Below are 16,592 nucleotides of genomic sequence, written 5' to 3'. Positions count from 1 at the left end.
CGGGACCCGCTCAGCGGCGGTCGTCGGATGCGGCACGGACCAGCGCCTCGAACAGGCGCAGGTCGTCGCCCTCCTCGGGGTGCCACTGCACGCCGACGCCGAACCGGTGGCCCTGCAGCTCGACCGCCTCGACGACCTGGTCCTCGGACCAGCCGACCGCGACGAGTCCCCGGCCCAGGCGCTTGACGGCCTGATGGTGGCGGGTCGGCACCTCCGCCTGCTCGCCGAGGATCCGGCCCAGAGTGCTGGAGGGGCTGAACTGCACCCGGTGCCTGCCGGTCCACCCGGAGGCCGGGGCGTGGGCGTCCCCGCCGACGACGTCGGGCAGGTGCTGGATCAGACTGCCCTCCCGGACGAGGTTGAGCGCCTGCATGCCGCGCCCGATGGCGAGGAACGGCAGGTCGGCCTCGATCGCCGCGCGCAGCAGCGTCAGTTCGAAACCGTCCCGATAGGGCTGCGGCGGGCCGGTCCGTTCGTGCGGCTGCTCGCCGTACAGGCCGGGGTCGAGGTCGGCGCCGCCCGCGATGACGAATCCGTCGAGGCGTTCGACGTGCACGGGGACGGCGGCGCGGATCGACGGCGGGACGAGTACGGGCACGGCACGGGCGCGCTCGATCGCGTGGAGGTAGGAGACGGGCAGCAGAGCCGCCTCCCGCACCCAGTCGCTCCAGCGCGCGGGCTCCAGGTCGGTGGTGATTCCGATCAGGGCGGGCCCCGTGCCGTACGTCGACCCTGCCATCCAGAGCCTCCTCCCGAACTCCTGCGGTGGTCTCTCGCCGACGCGGGTCATGATGTCGCATGCCGGCCCCGGTGACGCCATACGTGTCGCGCCGGACCGCCCGACCTCTCGCCCCTATGCGCGGATGACCCAGAGTCGCGGGTACATCCTTGCGTACGCACGGGTGATCCGAAGTAGAGGTTCCTTCAAACCCGTAGATATTTCTTCTATCGTTCCCAGTATGCAGCCAGGCGCACGGCGGGGCCAATTGCATACCGATCAGTATCCGAGAATCATCATTATTTACCCTCCAATCCCGCAAAATCCGCGCTCGATTACGCTTCGTACATCTCGGAATTCAATCCTCCCAACCGGTTGATGTTCTCCCTGGTGAGATGCGAAACTCGCACTACAGGGCAGCGCGGGAACGAGCGATGGGAACGGGCGATGGAATCAGTGGAATCACTGAAACCTCGGATGATCAAGGAAATCTACGCGCTCATCGAACCGAACGCGGAGAAAAGCATCGCCTATTTCTACGGGCGCCTCTTCGCCGAGAACCCACGACTCCGCGCGCTTTTTCCCTCAAGCATGGCCGCGCAACGCCACCGGATGTTCGACGCCCTCTCTCAAATCACCGCAAGCCTGGACAATCCACAGACCTTCTCCGGCTTCCTCACCCGGCTCGGCCGGGAGCATCGCAAGTTCGGGATCGCTCCCGCCCATTACGACGCGATGGGCCGGGCGCTGCTGGCGACGCTCCGCGCGTACGGCGGCGGTTCCTGGACCGCGGAGATGGAGGCGGCCTGGACGGCGATGTTCGACACCGCCGCCGCGATCATGATCCAGGCCGCCGAAGAGGACGCGGCGCAGGCACCGCCCTGGTGGATCGGGGAGGTCGTCCAGCACGACCGCCGGACCGCCGACATCGCGGTCCTGACCGTACGGCCGAGTGAACCCCTGTCCTACCGCGCCGGGCAGTACCTCTCCGTCCAGACCTCCCGCTGGCCCCGGGTCTGGCGGACGTACTCGATCGCGAACGCACCCGGGAACGACGGACTGCTGCGCCTCCACGTACGGGCACTGCCCGCCGGATGGGTCAGCGGGGCGCTCGTCCGCCACACCCGGGTCGGCGACGCGCTGCTGCTGGGGCGGGCCTCCGGCGGCATGGTCCTGGACGCGGAATCGGACCGCGACGTCCTGTGCGTGGCGGGCGGCACCGGGCTCGGTCCCCTCAAGGCGCTGGCGGAGGAGGCCCTCCGGAGCCGGGAGGGCCATGACGTCCACCTGCTGTTCGGGGCGCGCACGACCGCGGACCTGTACGACCTGCCGGCCCTGCGGGCGCTCGCGGACGAGCGGCCGCGGCTTCACCTGGTGCCGGTCCTCTCGGAGGAGCCGGGCTGCGGCGGCGCGCGGGGGCCGGTGTCCGACGTCCTCGACCGGTTCCAGGACTGGTCCGGTCATGACGTGTACGTCGCGGGACCGGCCGGGATGGTCTCCCGGACCGTCACGAACCTCCAGCGACTCGGCGTCCCGGCCGAGCGGATCCACTACGACGCGCCGGACCGCTGAGGTCGCGAGACACGCGGCCCCTATTCGCCCGTCTCCGCGCGCCGGCGCAGCACGGCGGCGGTCTCGTCGTCCGCGGGGAAGAACGCCTCGACGGCCAGTTCGGCGAGGGTGACGTCCGCGGCCGCGCCGAAGGTCGTCACCGTGCTGAAGAAGCTCAGCTCCTGGTCGCCGTACCGCAGGATCGTCGGCAGCGCGATGTCGTGTGCCGGCTGATGGACCGCGTCCTCCTCGACGTCGGGACCGTACGCCTTGGTCTCCTCGTGCAGCGCGGCCAGCTCCGGGTCGCCGGTGAGCGACACCTGACGCTCCATCCGGGCGACGAGATGCGCGCGCACCTCCGGCAGGTTCACGACGCGGGACGCCAGACCCTTGGGATGCAGGGCGAGCCGGTGGACGTTGACCGGCGGCCGGACCAGGTCGTCGGACACGTCCTCCAGGAACAGCATGGCGGCGTTGTTGGCCATCACCAGGTTCCAGAATCGGTCCACCACCAGCGCTGGGTACGGCTCGTGGCCGTCCAGGACCCTGACCAGGGCCTGCCGGGCCGGGCCCATCTCCGGGGCGTCGATCGAACGCTGCGAGTACAGCGGCGCGTACCCGGCCGCGATCAGCAGGTCGTTGCGCTCGCGCAGGGGAACGTCCAGCCGCTCGGCGAGCCGCAGGATCATCTCGCGGCTCGGCTGCGAGCGGCCGGTCTCGACGAAGCTGAGGTGACGGGTGGAGACATCGGCCTCGACGGCCAGCTCCAGTTGGCTGAGTCGGCGGCGGCGGCGCCAGTCGCGCAGCAGGTCGCCGACGGGGCGTGTAGACGTAATGGTGACCATGACGTTCAGACGGTATCGGGCCCACCCGCTCTCGGCCATTACCTCACGGGTAGTCGACGCCATGACGCGGCGCGGCGCCTCGGTCGACGCCATGACACGGCGCCGCACCGGCGGACCGCGCGACAGGACGGCGCCTCGGCCGGGGTCACGATGCGGCGCCCTCGACCGGACGGCGCGGCGGGGCGGCGCGTCATGGGAAAATTCCTCTCGGTGGCGCATCCCGCCCGCGGTGTCCCCCGGGCTCCCGCCGTGCGCCGCCGAGGAGAGGGGGTCGACGGCATGCCGAATGTCAGCGCGCCCTCGGCCGGTCACCTCCTGCAGTTCATCCGGGCCGGCGCGGCCCGCACCCGCCGCGACCTGATGGAGCTCACCGGGCTGGCCCGGTCCACGGTCGCGCAGCGCGTCGACCAGTTGGTCAACGCCGGCTATGTCCGCGAAGGAGGCGTCGACGCCTCCACCGGGGGCCGCCGGCCCAGCCTCCTGGAGATCGACGAAGGATCGGCCGTCGTGCTCGCCGCCGACCTCGGGGCGACGCACGGCCGGGTGGCGGTGACGGACCTCTCCGGCCGGGCGCTCGGTGAGACGACCGGCCGGACGCTCAGCTCCGAAGGGCCGGAGAAGGCCATCGCCTGGGTGACGTCGCGGTTCCGCGACCTCCTCGCCGACTGCGGCCGGTCGGTCGCCGAGGTCTGCGGCGTCGGGGTCGGCCTGCCGTGCCCGGTGGACGTCCGTACGGGCCGTACGGTCCAGACGCCGATCGCCCCCGGATGGGAGCGGTACGACATCCCCGCCGCGCTGGCCGCGGAGTTCCCCGGCCCGGTCCTGCTGGACAACGACGCGAACGTCATGGCCCTCGGCGAGTACACCGCCGCCGGTCCGGACGCGCCGCCGGTCCTGCTCGTCAAGGTCGCGACCGGCATCGGCGCCGGGATCGTCGAGGACGGCCGGGTGCTGCGCGGCGTCGGCGGAGCGGCGGGCGAGATCGGCCACGTCCGCGTTCCCGGCCGGGAGGACGTGGTCTGCTCGTGCGGTTCGCGCGGCTGCCTCGCCGCCGTGGCGAGCGGCGCCGCGCTCGCCCGCGAGCTCGCCGCCCACGACCCGTCGGTCCGCGACGCGTCCGACGTCGCCCGTCTCGCGCTGGCCGGCCACCCCGAGGCGGTCCGCCTCACGAGGGAGGCCGGGCGCACGCTCGGCCAGGTCCTGGCGGTGGTCGTGAGCGTCGTGAACCCCGGCTCCCTCATCGTCGCGGGTTCGCTGGCGGGTGCGGGCGAGCATCTCGTCGGCGAGATCCGTGAGGTCGTCTTCCGCGGCGTGCAGTACCGCTCGACGCGCGGCCTGCACATCGGCGAGGGACACCTGGGCGGACGCGCGGGGGTGGTCGGCGCGGCCTCGATGGTCATCGACCATGTCTTCTCCCCCGAGGCGGTCGACGCCCGGATCGCCGCGGCCGAGCCGCTGCGCTCCGAGTGCTGAGCCTCGTTTCCGCGCCATTACGGAAGTTACACAGCGGTTACACACACGCCACTTGTCATGTCCGGAACAGGAGCGGAGGATCGTCCTTAGCGACTATGTCCGTGATCGCGGACGAAGTCGCCATCATGATGGACTAAGTTCCCAAAGCGGCGGAGAAACGAGATGGCCGACAGTGACAGACCGAGACCCGAACGCCATCGACTGTGGGTGGTCAGGCGGCTGAGCCGCACGGAGGTCGCCGAACAGGCCGCGGAGGTCCTGCGTGGCAACGACCGCGGCTCCCTCACGGTGGCCGCTCCCCGGCTCTACCCGCACATGTGGAGCTGGGACGCGGCGTTCATCGCGGTCGGGCTGGCGCGGATGTCGGCGAGCCGGGCGCTGACCGAGCTCGAGACGCTGTTCGCCGCGCAGTGGGGCAACGGCATGGTCCCGCACATCGTGTTCTCCGCCAACGCCCCGCTGTACGAGCCCGGACCGGACCGCTGGGCGGCGCAGGAGACCTCGCCCTACGCCCCCGGCCACGCCGCGACCAGCGGGCTGATCCAGCCGCCGGTGCACGCGCTCGCCCTGCTCCGGATCCTGCACGCCGCGCGCGGCGCCGGGGCCGCCGAACGACGCGACGTCACCGCCCGGGCCCGCGCGCTGTGGCCGCGGTTGCTCGCCTGGCACCGCTACCTCGCCGAGCAGCGGGACGCCGACGGTCGTGGCCTGCTGATGATCTACCACGGCTGGGAGAGCGGGATGGACAACTCCCCCCGCTGGGACGAGCCGTACGCCGACGTGGTCCCCGACCCGGGCTTCCGGCCGTTCCGCCGGTCCGACCTCGAGGCGCTGGGCGAGCAGTCGCAGCGTCCGACCGACGCGGACTACGTCAAGTACCAGTGGCTGATCGAGGAGCTGCGGCAGGCGCGCTACGACGACGAGCTGGCGCGCAAGTCGCTCAGCTTCCGGGTGGCCGACGTCTTCGCCAGCGCGATCTTCGCGGCCGCGAACGAGGATCTCGCCCGCGCCGGCGACGAGCTCGGGTTGGGCGTCGGCGACGAACTGCTCGGCTACGCCGCGCGCTTCCGCCGCGGCGTGCTCGGCACGACCGACGAGAACGGGTTCGCGGCCGACGTGGACCTGCGGTCGGACCGGACGCTGCGCACGAAGACCCTCGCGGGGTTCGCGCCGCTCCTGTCCGGCGGTCTGGACGCGGACCGCCTGCGTCGCCTCGTCGACCTGCTGCACTCCCCCGCCTGGTGCGGCAACCCGGACCTCGCCTATCCCCTGCCGCCCAGCACCAGCCCGGAGGCGCCCGAGTTCGACGTCGCCAGATACTGGCGGGGTCCGCAGTGGCCGCCGATGAACCTGCTGCTCATCTGGGGCCTGGAGCGCTCCGGAGAGCACGACGCCGCGGACCGGCTGCGCGAGGCCGCGCTCTACCAGCTCACCGACGGGGTGTTCGCGGAGTACTACCAGCCCTTCACCGCGCACCCGCTCGGCAGCAGACCCCAGTCCTGGACCGCCGCGGTCGCCCTCGACCTGGCCGCCGGCTGAGCGGCGGGCACCACCGCCGAACAGCCGCAGGCGAGCATTCCGCCGCCATCCGGCAGCACCGTCGCCGCGCCGAAGGTCCATTACCCGGCGGGTAATGGACGGTGGCACCGGCGGCGGCAGACTGTCGGCATGATCTCCCCTGACGAGCTCCTGTCCGCCATGCCGTTCGCCGGGGCCACCGGCCTGGTGATCGAGTCGGCGTCCGCCGAGGAGGTCACCGGCCGGCTCCCCTGGGCGCCGGAGCGCTGCACCGCCGGCGGCGTCATGCACGGCGGCGCGCTGATCACGCTCGCCGACAGCGTCGGCGCCGCCTGCGCCTTCCTCAACCTGCCGCCGGGCGCGAACACCACCACGGTCGAGACGAGCACGCGGTTCTTCCGCGGCGTGCGGGGCGGCGACGTACGCGCGGTGGCGCGCCCCCTGCACACGGGCCGGACCACCATCGTCGTGCAGACCGACCTGTACGACGGCGACGGCCGCAGGGTCGCCCAGACCACGCAGACCCAGGCCGTTCTCCTGAAGCCCTAGGCTGACCGGCACACGCGGACGATCGAGGGGACGCCCGTGGACCTGGGCCTGTCGGGAAAGACGGCGTTCATCACCGGTGGCTCGGCGGGCATCGGGTACGGCATCGCGCGCTCGCTCATCGCCGAGGGCGCGTCGGTGGCCGTCTGCGCCCGGGATCCCGAACGCCTGGCAGAGGCGGCGGCGGACCTCGGCGCGTACGGCGCGGTCGCCGACGTCACCGATCCCGAGCAACTGCGCCGGGCGATCGACGACGCGGCCGAACGGCTGGGCGGCCTCGACCTCCTGGTGGCCAACGCCGGGGGCGCGCGGGGCGGGGACCTCTTGGACTCGACGCCCGAGGACTGGGCGGCGACCTACGCACTGAACGTCCTGCACGCCGCGCACGCCGTGCGCTGCGCCGTGCCGCACTTCGAGCGGCGCGGCGGCGGCTCCGTGGTGATCGTCTCCTCGATCACCGGCTGGAAGCCGGGCCCGAAGTCCTCCTACGCCTCCGCCAAGGCCGCCGAGATCCATCTCGCCGCGACACTGGCCCAGGAGCTGGCGAGCCGCCACATCCGGGTCAACGCGCTGAGCCCAGGTTCGACGTACTTCGAGGGCGGCGGCTGGGCGGAGTTCGGCGCGGCGCATCCGGAACGGCTGGCGGCCTTCGCCCGGCAGGACTTCCCCGCCGGCCGGCTGGTCACGCTCGAGGAGGTGGCCGACGCGGCCTGCTTCCTGTTGTCCCCGCGGGCGAGCGGCATCAACGGCGCCAACGTCCCCGTCGACGGCGCCCAGGACCACCCCGGCGCCCGCCGTCTCTTCTGAGCGCCGCGGCTCGGACGGACAGTGATCGGGGAGTGACCCTGCGGTCGGCCTCGAACGCCGCGCGAGTCAGTGGCGTCGGGAGGTGACGGTAATGACAGGTATACCTGAAGCAGCACCTGTCCCAGGAGGAGCGGTGACCCAGACCACGATGACCAGGACCGGCGCCCATCGCCCCCGGCCCATCAGCTTCCTCAAACTGCACGAGTCGAATGGCTGGCGGCTGAAGTTCTACGGCATCGCCGCGACCGGCGAGCGTCCCCGGCCCGAGCTGGTGAAGACCGCCGAGCTGCTGGTCCCGACCGCGCTGCCGCACCCGGCGGCGCACAAGGGCGGCGAGGACCCGTACGACATCGACCGGTACGGCGCCGGCTTCGTCATCGTCCACGACGCCGCCGACTATGCCTTCGCGCTCTACGACTGGTGGGCCGGGGAGAACGAGATCCACCAGCGGATATTCTCGTCCCTGCCGAACCGGCTCGGCGCCATGCGACCGCACCCGACGCCCGCCATCGGCTGCGTATGGGAACTGGCCGTCACCGACTTCGAGCGGCGTGCCTGGCTGCGGCACGTCCTCGCCCGCGAGGGCGGCGCCGACATGGAGGCCTACCTGGCCGAGCACTTCGAGGGAGAGGTTTGACCAAGGTCTGGGGAGCCTGCCCGCTGGACTGCCCGGACGGGTGCTCCTGGGTGGTCGACGTCGAGAACGGTGCGGCCGTGAGCATGCGCGGCAACTCGGCCCACCCGGTGACCCGCGGCGCGCTGTGCGTCAAGGTGAACCGCTACCTGGAGCAGACCCGGGCCGCGGACCGGATCCTGCATCCGATGCGCCGTGTGGGCCGCAAGGGCGAGGGCCGGTTCGAGCGGATCAGCTGGGACGAGGCCCTCGACGAGATCGCCACGCGACTGGACGAGGTCCGCCGGACGTACGGCGGGCAGGCGATCTGGCCCTTCCAGGGCACCGGATCCCTCGGCTACATCCAGGGTCTCGAGGGCTTCGCGGGCCGCCGGTTCTTCAACGTGCTCGGCGCGTCGATCCACGATCCGACGATCTGCTCCGTCGCCGGCAGCAGGGGCCTGAAGTACACGCTGGGCACGGCCGGCGGCATGGACCCGGAGGACTTCGCCCGCTCGAAGCTGATCGTGCTGTGGGGCACCAACCCGCTGACCAGCGGCCACCACGTGTGGAAGTTCATCCAGGACGCCCGGCGCGACGGCGCGTACATCGTCGCCATCGACCCGGTGCGCACCCGCACGGCCGCGCAGGCCGACGAGCACCTGGCCCCGCTGCCCGGCACGGACGCCGCGCTGGCCCTCGGGCTGATGCACGTGATCGTCCGGCTCGGCGCGCACGACCAGGAGTTCATCGACCGACACACCCTGGGGTGGGAGGAGTTCCGGGCGCGGATCGAGGAGTTCCCGCCCGACCGCGTGGCGCGGATCACCGGCCTGCCGGAGGAGCGGATCGTCGCGCTCGCCGAGCGCATCGCCCGGACCCGGCCGACCGCGATCCGCGCGACGCAGGGCATGCAGCGGCACGCGGGCGGCGGCATGGCCCTGCGCACGCTCGCCTGCCTGCCGGGGGTGACCGGCGACTGGGCGCTGCCCGGCGGCGGCCTGTGCTACTCGACGAGCGGTCATTTCACGCTGAACCTGCCGGGCCTGGTCCGCATCGATCTGCTGCCGCACCCGGTGCGCACCCTGTCGATGACACGGCTCGGCGAGGGCCTGCTTGACGTGACCGACCCGCCGGTCAAGGCGCTGTTCGTCTTCGGCGCGAACCCCGTGGGCAGCAACCCGCACCAGACCAAGGTCCGCCGGGGTCTGGCGCGCGAGGACCTGTTCACCGTCGTGCTCGAGCACTTCCCGACCGACACGACCGACTACGCCGACATCGTGCTGCCCGCGACGATGCAGACCGAGCACCTGGACGTCATCGCCGGGTACGGCCACCTGTACCTCGGATGGAACGAACCGGCGGTCGCGCCGCCCGGCGAGTGCCTGTCGACCTCGGAGACGTTCCGCCGCCTGGCGCGCCGGATGGGCCTGACCGAGCCGAGCCTGTACGACTCCGACGAGGACCTGGCGCGGCAGCTCCTCGACTCCCCGCACCCGTCGCTCGCCGGGATCACGGTCGAGACGCTGCGGAAGACGGGATTCGCCCGGCTGAACGTCGCGCGGCCGTTCCTGCCGTTCGCCGACGGGTTCCCCACGACGTCGGGGAGGCTGGAGTTCTACTCGGTGCGGGCGACCCGGGTGGGGCTCGACCCGCTGCCCGGATACACCCCGCACGCCGACCCAGGCGACGGGCTGGTGCTCATCTCGGCGGCGCAGCACAACTTCCTCAACACGACGTTCGGCAACAATCCGGAGCTGCGCCGGCGGGCCGGCGCGCCGACCGTCACCGTGCACCCGGACGACGCGGCGGCACGCGGCATCGCCGACGGGACGCCCATCCGGGTGTCGAACGCCCGCGGCTCGTTCGAGGCCGTCGCGCAGGTCTCGGACCGCGTACGGCCCGGGGTGGCGGCGACGTCGAAGGGGCACTGGGCGAAGTTCAACGGCGGCGCGACCGTCAACGCCACCGTCGACGAACGCGACTCCGACATGGGCGGCGGCGCCGTCTTCCACGACAACCGCGTCGAGATCGAGCCGCGTCAGCCCTGAGGCAGGGGGTACAGGCGGCGGGCGTTGTCGGCGCCGATCAGGCGCGCGATGCGTACGACGTCGGTCGGCGACCACTCGCCCGAGCGCTCGGTGAGCACCGCGCCCAGGCTCTGCCGGAAGAAGTGGGCGCCGAGGTGGCACAACTCCGCGAGCCCGTAGCAATCGGTACTGAAGAGGACCTTGTGGAACGGCGCCAGCTCGAGGACCTCGGCGATCGCCCGCGCCGACGACGCGGCGGTGTAGGTGACCGTCAGCCCGATGTCGGCGTGCACGTGCGGGAAGACCGCGGCCAGGTAGGCGGCCTCCCGGAGGTACGGGTAGCAGTGCAGGAGGACGATCGGCGCGGGCACGATCCGGATGAAGTCGGTGAGCAGCGCGGGATTCACCCGGTGCAGGGTCAGGTCGGTGTCGCCGAACCCGGTGTGGATCTGCAGCGGCAGCCCGCGGTCGCCGGCGATCTCGGCGCCGGTCCACAGGGCGTGCCGCAGCAGCACCGGGTCGGTGAGCTTGGCCGGCCCGGCGAGCCAGCGTGCGGCCGCCTCCGTGACATCGCGGGCGATGGGCGGACGCGGGTCGAACTCCAAGCCGATCCGGTAGGCGATGACCGACTTCAGGCCGACGGCCCCGTCCGCGCGGCGCATGAGCTCCTCGGTGAACTCCGCGGCGTACGCCGTCGCCGGCGGGCAGCGGCCGGCCACGTCCTCGGCCACCGACTCGATCCGTACGACCTCGTGCGCCCGCGCGTCGCCGAGCCGCCCCATCTCCTCCGGCGTCAGCAGGTCGGCGGCGGCCACGCCGGTGTCGACGCAGAAGTCGGCGACGCCGGCGGCGCGCAGCAGCCGCCGGTTCGCCTCTTCGGCCCCGAGCCGCCGTCGCCGGTCCAGGTAGGCCTCGGGCGCGGCGTACGGCTCGAGGCCGAGGATGGGCGCGCACCACCGCCGGACCGCCAGCCCGACCGGGCTGTCGAAGTGCGTGGTGCCGGCCGGTGACGGCCCGCCTTCGGTGACGAGCCGCTCGAAGGCGGACCGGTCGAGGTCGTCGCGGCGTACCCCGTGACAGTGGTGGTCGACGAGCGGCATCGCGAGTGCCTCGTCGAGCGCGTCGGCTGCCGTCACGCCTGATCAATGCCCGGGCGGACCGCCGCTCAAGCGCGGCCGACGGGTCGCTCACCCCCTCGCTCGCCTCGTGGCCGGGCTCGTACCTCACCCGGCCACGACGCTCGCCGTGTCAGGTCGGCTTCGCGCCGAAGGGTCAGCGGGCCAGGCGCAGCAGGTTGGTGATGATCCGGTGTCCGGTCTCCCCGGTGGCGGTGAGGATGGACTCCGGGTGGAACTGCACCGCCCAGCGCCGGTTGGCCGGGTCCTCGATGGCCATGACGACGTCGCCGAGCATCGCGGTGGCCGCGAACCCGCCACGGACCTGGTCGGCCTTCGCGTGCAGCGAGTGGTACCGCGCGGCGGTGAACTCGGCCGGCAGCCCGGCGAACAGGTCGCCGCCGCCGACCGCGACCCGGCCCGGCTTGCCGTGCGCCGGCTCGGGCAGCAGGGCGAGCTCGCCGCCCGCGTGCTCGACCATGGCCTGCAGGCCGAGACAGACGCCGAACACCGGGATCTCCCGGACGTACACGGCGTCGAGCAGCTCGGCGGTGTCGAAGTCCGTCGGCCGCCCGGGGCCGGGCGACAGGACGACGAGGTCGGGCCGGATCTCGTCGAGCATCTTGTCGGGGAACCCGAAGCGCAGCGTGGTCACGTTCGCGCCCTGCTGCCGGAAGTAGTCGGCGAGGGTGTTGACGAAGGAGTCCTGGTGGTCGACGAGCAGGACGGTCATCCCCTCGCCCACGCGCGGGCGCTCCGGAGCGCCGGCGGTGGTCTCGTCCTCGCCGGTCGGGGACAGTGCCTCGAGCAGCGCCCGTGCCTTCAGGTACGTCTCGCGCTCCTCGGCGTCGGGGTCCGAGTCGTACAGGAGCGTGGCTCCGGCGCGTACGGCGGCGATCCCGTCGCGGATCTGCGCGGTGCGCAGCGTCAGGCCGGTGTTCATGGAGCCGTCGAAGCCGATGCAGCCGACCGCGCCGCCGTACCAGCGGCGGGGCGTCTCCTCGTGGTCCTCGATGAACTGCATCGCCCACGTCTTCGGCGCGCCGGTCACGGTGACCGCCCACATGTGCGTGAGGAACGCGTCGAGGGCGTCGTAGCCCGGCCGCAGCCGGCCCTCGATGTGGTCGACGGTGTGGATCAGCCGGGAGTACATCTCGATCTGCCGCCGGCCGATCACCTTGACGCTGCCGGGGACGCAGACGCGGGACTTGTCGTTGCGGTCGACGTCGGTGCACATGGTCAGCTCGGACTCGTCCTTGGCCGAGTTGAGCAGCTCACGGATGTTGTCGGCGTCCTCGAGGGGGTCGCCGCCGCGCCGGATCGTCCCGGAGATCGGGCAGGTCTCGACCCGGTCGCCCGTGACGCGCACGAACATCTCCGGGGACGCGCCGACGAGGTACTCGCCCTCCCCCAGGTTGAAGAAGAACTCGTACGGGGCCGGGTTCGTGACGCGGAGCCGCTCGAAGAACGCCGCCGGGGAGTCGCACGGCCCGTACATCACGTGGCCGGGCACGACCTCGAACAGGTCGCCGCGGACGAACTTCTCCTTGGCCTCGCGCACCACCTCGGCGTAGGCGCCCGGCGTCGGCTGCGGCGGCAGTTCGGCGGCGCGGGGCACCGGAGTGGGCTCCGTCCCCCTCGGCAGGCCACGGGTGCTGACGCCGCCGATCTCGAACTCGTAGGACATGCGGGCCGAGGTCTCGCGCTTGCGGTCCACCACGATCATCTCGTCGGCGAGGTGCAGGACGAGGTCGCGCTGGTCGGCCGGGCGGTCGATGTTCAGCCGGATGGGCTCGAACTGGAAGGCGAGGTCGTAGCCGAAGGCGCCGTACAGGCCGAGATGCGGGTCCTCGCCGCGGAACAGATCGGTGACGGCGCGCAGCGCGGTGAAGACGGTGGGCCGGCGGCTGCGCTCCTCCTCGGTGAAGACCTCGTCGGTCGACGGGACGAAGACCTCGACGCCGTCGGGGATGTCCACGGGCTCGCCGGTGGCGGCCATCGCCTCGGAGACGGCGGGCAGGAGCACGCGACCGCGGTCGTTGAGCGCGCGGACCGCGAGCCGGCGGCCGCGCGCGACGATCTCCAGGCACGGGTCGACGTAGGCCATGTGCCACCGGCTGTACCGGCCGGGGTACTCCATGCCCGAGCTCAGCACGGCGCCACGGCGCTCCCCCACGGCCTGGACGAGCGCGTCGAGCGCGTCGCTCTTGCGCGCCGGATCCACCGGCGTGTCGGTGCGTGTGACGTGTACGCCGCCGGCCGTCACATACTCCGTCGTCGTCTCCACGATCGGCCCCTCGATGTCGGGCCTCCTCCGGCGGAGAGCTGAACACGACCGCCGGACGAAGGCGGTCGCTGCGGAATCAGAGAATGCGTAACCCGCGCCGCCTAGCGGCGCCACCACCACTGGGTCGGCTGGGTTCGCATAGGTCGAAGGCTACCCGCTCCGGGTCCGGCCGCGCCACCGGGCACGCGGTCCGGCGGCATCACCGCCCACGATCCGGTGACGCCACGCCCACGATACGGGACGCCATCGCCCACGATCCGGGACGCCGCCGAGACCTAACCGAGATCCAGCGCTGATGAACTTTGTGGTACGAAATCCGATTACGGCTGCCCGGAATGTCCCCTGGACGGCCTTGTCACGTAGTTAACGCACCACGGAGGCCCCCCTTGGCCGAGACCACCCCCAGGCCCCGCCGCGGCGATCGCAGCCCCTGGAACTGGCTGCTCGTCCTTCCGGTCGTCGTGCCGCTCCTGACCTTCATCTTCAACAAGGACAAGCCGCGCCTCGCCGGTTTCCCGTTCTTCTACTGGGCCCAGTTCGCGTTCATCATCCTCGGCGTCGCGACGACGACCGTCGTGTACCTGATGACGCGGCGCCCGTCCGGGTCGAAGGAGGACTGAGGCATGTCGAGCCGACACCTCACCGAAGTCATCGTCTTCGGCGTCCTGTTCGTCCTGGTCAGCGTGGTGGGCTTCGTCGCGGCCCGGTGGCGCCGCCCGGACACCATGCACACCCTCGACGAGTGGGGCCTGGGCGGCCGCAGCTTCGGCTCGTGGATCACCTGGTTCCTCATCGGCGGTGACCTCTACACCGCGTACACGTTCGTCGCGGTGCCCGCGCTGGTCTTCGGCGCCGGCGCGGCCGGCTTCTACGCCGTGCCGTACACGGTGGTCGTCTACCCACTGGTCTTCCTCGTGCTGATCCGCCTGTGGTCGGTGTCCCACGTGCACGGCTTCGTCACCCCCGCCGACTTCGTCCGTGCCCGTTTCGGATCGCCGCTGCTCGCGCTGCTGATCGCCATCACCGGCATCGTCGCGACGATGCCGTACATCGCGCTGCAGCTCGTCGGCATCCAGGCGACCCTGAAGGCGATGGGCGTGACCGGCCACTGGCCGATCGTCATCGCGTTCGCGATCCTGGCGGCCTACACCTACCAGTCGGGGCTGCGGGCACCCGCGCTGATCGCGTTCGTCAAGGACGCGCTGATCTACATCGTGATCAGCGTGGCCGTGCTGTACATCCCGCACAAGCTCGGCGGCTGGGGCCACGTCTTCAACGCGGCGCAGGCGAAGTTCGACAAGACGCCCACCCCGGCGGACGGCACCCTGCTGAACGCGAACAACCAGCTCAACTACGCGATGCTCGCGCTGGGCTCGGCGCTGGCGCTGTTCCTTTACCCGCACAGCGTCACCGGCGTGCTGGCCAGCAAGAACCGCAACGTCATCAAGCGGAACATGGCCGCGCTCCCGGCGTACAGCTTCGTGCTGGGCCTGATCGCGCTGCTCGGCTTCATGGCCATCGCGGCCGGCGTCAAGCCGCTCACCACCGGCGGCAAGCCGGACAGCAACACGGTCGTCCCGCTGCTGTTCGACCACATGTTCCCGAGCTGGTTCGCCGGCGTGGCGTACGCGGCCGTCGGCATCGGCGCGCTCGTCCCCGCCGCGATCATGTCGATCGCCGCCGCCAACCTGTTCACCCGCAACATCTACCGGGAGTACTTCCGCCGGGACGCGAGCGAGGCCGAGGAGGCGAAGGTCAGCAAGCTGGTCTCGCTGGTGGTCAAGGTCGGCGCGGTCGCGTGCATCCTGCTGCTCGACCCGCAGTTCTCCATCGACCTGCAGCTGATCGGCGGCGTCATCATCCTGCAGACGCTCCCGGCGGTCGGCCTCGGCCTGATCACCCGGTGGTTCCACCGGGGCGGCCTCATGGCCGGCTGGGTCGCGGGCCTCGCGGCGGGCCTGTGGATGCTCTACCGCATCCCGAACCCGGCCACCCACAAGGTGCACTTCGGCGGCTCGGCGTACCCGCTGAGCGACCTCGGGTTCGACACCAAGGTGACGGTCTACGTCGGCATGCTGGCGCTGCTCGTCAACCTGGTCGTCGCCGTCGTCGCGACGCTCGTGCTCAAGGCGGTCAAGGCCGCGGACGGCGTCGACGCCACCCGCGCCGACGACTACTACGCCGACGAGGGCGACCCCAAGGTCGCCTCGGGCACCCGCGAGATCGAAGCGGAACTCGCCTGACCTCTCCCTCACCGGCGCAGCGGCGGCCGTCCCCGGCCAGGGGACGGCCGCCGCTCGGGTGAAGGGCCGACCTCCGGCCCGGCATCATGCCGTGTGCGCACGTCTCGGGAAACGCCGCCGCAGCGGCCCGGATCGCCCCGATCGCTCCCGTTAAGAGGTTGAGTACGTCCGGCGTTCACCGAGCCTCGCGCACCTCCCCTGCCGACCGGAGTCGATCCGCGCCGTCCGGTCGGGAGGGATCGAATCCCAGCGCCACCGTCGCCTTCTCGCACAACTCCGCGAACATCGCGCGTTCGGCCGGCGTGAGCGCGGCCGCCACGGCCCGGGCGTTGTCCCGGCGACCGTGCGCGATGCGCGCGAGGAAGGCGTGCCCCTCGGCGTTGAGGAAGGTCGTCAGCTCGCGCCGGTCCGCACCGACCGTCTCCTGGCCGACGAGTCCCAGGTCCTTGAGGATCCGAAGGGCCTTCGAGATCGTCTGCCGGGAGACGCCGAGGGCCGTGCTGAGGGCCGAGGGCATCATCGGGCCACGGATGCGCAGCAGTTCGAGCACGTCGTACTGCTGCCAGGTGACCCCTTCCGGATTGGCCAGCGCCCGCCGGGCCACCAGGACGCACTGGAGGTGGGACAGGGCGTCCTCCAGCTCGTCGGGCTCACCGGAAGGCATCTCCGGTGGGGCGCCGGATGCCGTCATGGAAACCCCCGGTTCGGATGACGAGAACGCCGGATCCGCGGCGCGGGTCAATCCTAAGACGCGCGGACCGGCGCTGACTCTCGCGGATCAGCGCTCACTCTCGCGGACCGGCTCTTCGCCCTCGCGGACCGGCGCTCGCCCCCGCGGACAGGGCC

At 71.9% G+C, this 16,592-nt stretch carries 14 protein-coding genes; 9 read left to right on the top strand and 5 right to left on the bottom strand.

The window, feature by feature from the left end:
- Window positions 1-10 precede the first annotated feature (10 nt).
- Complete coding sequence (locus AB0K82_RS00525) at window positions 11-739, bottom strand: gamma-glutamyl-gamma-aminobutyrate hydrolase family protein (protein ID WP_364390986.1); 729 nt, start codon at window positions 737-739, stop codon at window positions 11-13.
- A 456-nt stretch (window positions 740-1,195) separates the two neighbouring features.
- Between AB0K82_RS00525 and AB0K82_RS00520 the strand changes: the two genes are divergently transcribed.
- Entirely contained in the window at window positions 1,196-2,290 is a 1,095-nt protein-coding gene (locus AB0K82_RS00520) for a globin domain-containing protein (RefSeq protein WP_364390984.1), read from the top strand.
- A gap of 20 nt (window positions 2,291-2,310) precedes the next feature.
- Here AB0K82_RS00520 and AB0K82_RS00515 read toward each other — a convergent pair whose 3' ends face one another.
- Complete coding sequence (locus tag AB0K82_RS00515; RefSeq protein WP_364390982.1) at window positions 2,311-3,114, bottom strand: helix-turn-helix transcriptional regulator; 804 nt, start codon at window positions 3,112-3,114, stop codon at window positions 2,311-2,313.
- 279 nt (window positions 3,115-3,393) lie between these two features.
- Between AB0K82_RS00515 and AB0K82_RS00510 the strand changes: the two genes are divergently transcribed.
- The 6 genes from AB0K82_RS00510 to AB0K82_RS00485 all read left to right on the top strand — a co-directional run bounded on the left by AB0K82_RS00510 (window position 3,394) and on the right by AB0K82_RS00485 (window position 10,122).
- Complete coding sequence (locus AB0K82_RS00510) at window positions 3,394-4,587, top strand: ROK family transcriptional regulator (RefSeq protein WP_364390980.1); 1,194 nt, start codon at window positions 3,394-3,396, stop codon at window positions 4,585-4,587.
- A 162-nt stretch (window positions 4,588-4,749) separates the two neighbouring features.
- Entirely contained in the window at window positions 4,750-6,126 is a 1,377-nt protein-coding gene (locus AB0K82_RS00505) for a glycogen debranching protein (RefSeq protein WP_364390978.1), read from the top strand.
- Window positions 6,127-6,255: 129 nt separating this feature from the next.
- Window positions 6,256-6,654 (top strand): PaaI family thioesterase, encoded by a 399-nt coding sequence (locus tag AB0K82_RS00500; RefSeq protein ID WP_364390976.1) that lies wholly within the window; start codon window positions 6,256-6,258, stop codon window positions 6,652-6,654.
- Window positions 6,655-6,690: 36 nt separating this feature from the next.
- Window positions 6,691-7,458, top strand: coding sequence for an SDR family oxidoreductase (locus AB0K82_RS00495; protein WP_364390975.1), 768 nt, complete (start codon window positions 6,691-6,693; stop codon window positions 7,456-7,458).
- 133 nt (window positions 7,459-7,591) lie between these two features.
- A complete protein-coding gene (locus AB0K82_RS00490) occupies window positions 7,592-8,095 on the top strand; it encodes a hypothetical protein (protein WP_364390973.1) in 504 nt (167 codons plus the stop codon).
- On the top strand, window positions 8,092-10,122 hold the full coding sequence (locus AB0K82_RS00485; protein WP_364390971.1) for a molybdopterin oxidoreductase family protein: 2,031 nt from the start codon (window positions 8,092-8,094) through the stop codon (window positions 10,120-10,122). Before AB0K82_RS00490 ends, AB0K82_RS00485 begins: the two co-directional genes overlap by 4 nt.
- Here the strand turns inward: AB0K82_RS00485 and AB0K82_RS00480 are convergent.
- Together AB0K82_RS00480 and AB0K82_RS00475 are read right to left on the bottom strand one after the other, a co-directional pair.
- The gene (locus tag AB0K82_RS00480; RefSeq protein WP_364390970.1) at window positions 10,113-11,237 is read right to left on the bottom strand and encodes an amidohydrolase family protein; all 1,125 of its coding nucleotides are present in this window, start codon (window positions 11,235-11,237) and stop codon (window positions 10,113-10,115) included. The genes AB0K82_RS00485 and AB0K82_RS00480 overlap by 10 nt on opposite strands.
- Before the next feature lie 136 nt (window positions 11,238-11,373).
- On the bottom strand, window positions 11,374-13,503 hold the full coding sequence (locus tag AB0K82_RS00475) for an anthranilate synthase component I (protein WP_364390968.1): 2,130 nt from the start codon (window positions 13,501-13,503) through the stop codon (window positions 11,374-11,376).
- A 386-nt stretch (window positions 13,504-13,889) separates the two neighbouring features.
- On the opposite strand from AB0K82_RS00475, the gene AB0K82_RS00470 reads away from it, so the two are divergent.
- Entirely contained in the window at window positions 13,890-14,123 is a 234-nt protein-coding gene (locus tag AB0K82_RS00470) for a DUF3311 domain-containing protein (protein ID WP_364390966.1), read from the top strand.
- Window positions 14,124-14,126: 3 nt separating this feature from the next.
- Window positions 14,127-15,746, top strand: coding sequence for a monocarboxylate uptake permease MctP (mctP, locus tag AB0K82_RS00465; RefSeq protein WP_364390964.1), 1,620 nt, complete (start codon window positions 14,127-14,129; stop codon window positions 15,744-15,746).
- 175 nt (window positions 15,747-15,921) lie between these two features.
- Here mctP and AB0K82_RS00460 read toward each other — a convergent pair whose 3' ends face one another.
- The gene (locus tag AB0K82_RS00460; RefSeq protein WP_364390962.1) at window positions 15,922-16,437 is read right to left on the bottom strand and encodes a MarR family transcriptional regulator; all 516 of its coding nucleotides are present in this window, start codon (window positions 16,435-16,437) and stop codon (window positions 15,922-15,924) included.
- Between the last annotated feature and the right edge of the window lie 155 nt (window positions 16,438-16,592).

The sequence above is a fragment of the Actinoallomurus sp. NPDC052274 genome (genome assembly GCF_040679475.1).
In the GTDB taxonomy this organism is placed as follows: Bacteria; Actinomycetota; Actinomycetes; order Streptosporangiales; family Streptosporangiaceae; genus Actinoallomurus; species Actinoallomurus liliacearum.
The sequence above is the reverse complement of the archived record's forward strand: the minus strand, read 5'-3'. Positions and strand labels throughout refer to the sequence as shown.

Coding starts and splice junctions, on each gene's coding strand:
- AB0K82_RS00525 (WP_364390986.1), bottom strand. CDS start 739: ATGGCAGGGTCGACGTACGGCACGGGGCCCGCCCTGATCGGAATCACC.
- AB0K82_RS00520 (WP_364390984.1), top strand. CDS start 1,196: ATGATCAAGGAAATCTACGCGCTCATCGAACCGAACGCGGAGAAAAGC.
- AB0K82_RS00515 (WP_364390982.1), bottom strand. CDS start 3,114: ATGGTCACCATTACGTCTACACGCCCCGTCGGCGACCTGCTGCGCGAC.
- AB0K82_RS00510 (WP_364390980.1), top strand. CDS start 3,394: ATGCCGAATGTCAGCGCGCCCTCGGCCGGTCACCTCCTGCAGTTCATC.
- AB0K82_RS00505 (WP_364390978.1), top strand. CDS start 4,750: ATGGCCGACAGTGACAGACCGAGACCCGAACGCCATCGACTGTGGGTG.
- AB0K82_RS00500 (WP_364390976.1), top strand. CDS start 6,256: ATGATCTCCCCTGACGAGCTCCTGTCCGCCATGCCGTTCGCCGGGGCC.
- mctP (WP_364390964.1), top strand. CDS start 14,127: ATGTCGAGCCGACACCTCACCGAAGTCATCGTCTTCGGCGTCCTGTTC.
- AB0K82_RS00460 (WP_364390962.1), bottom strand. CDS start 16,437: ATGACGGCATCCGGCGCCCCACCGGAGATGCCTTCCGGTGAGCCCGAC.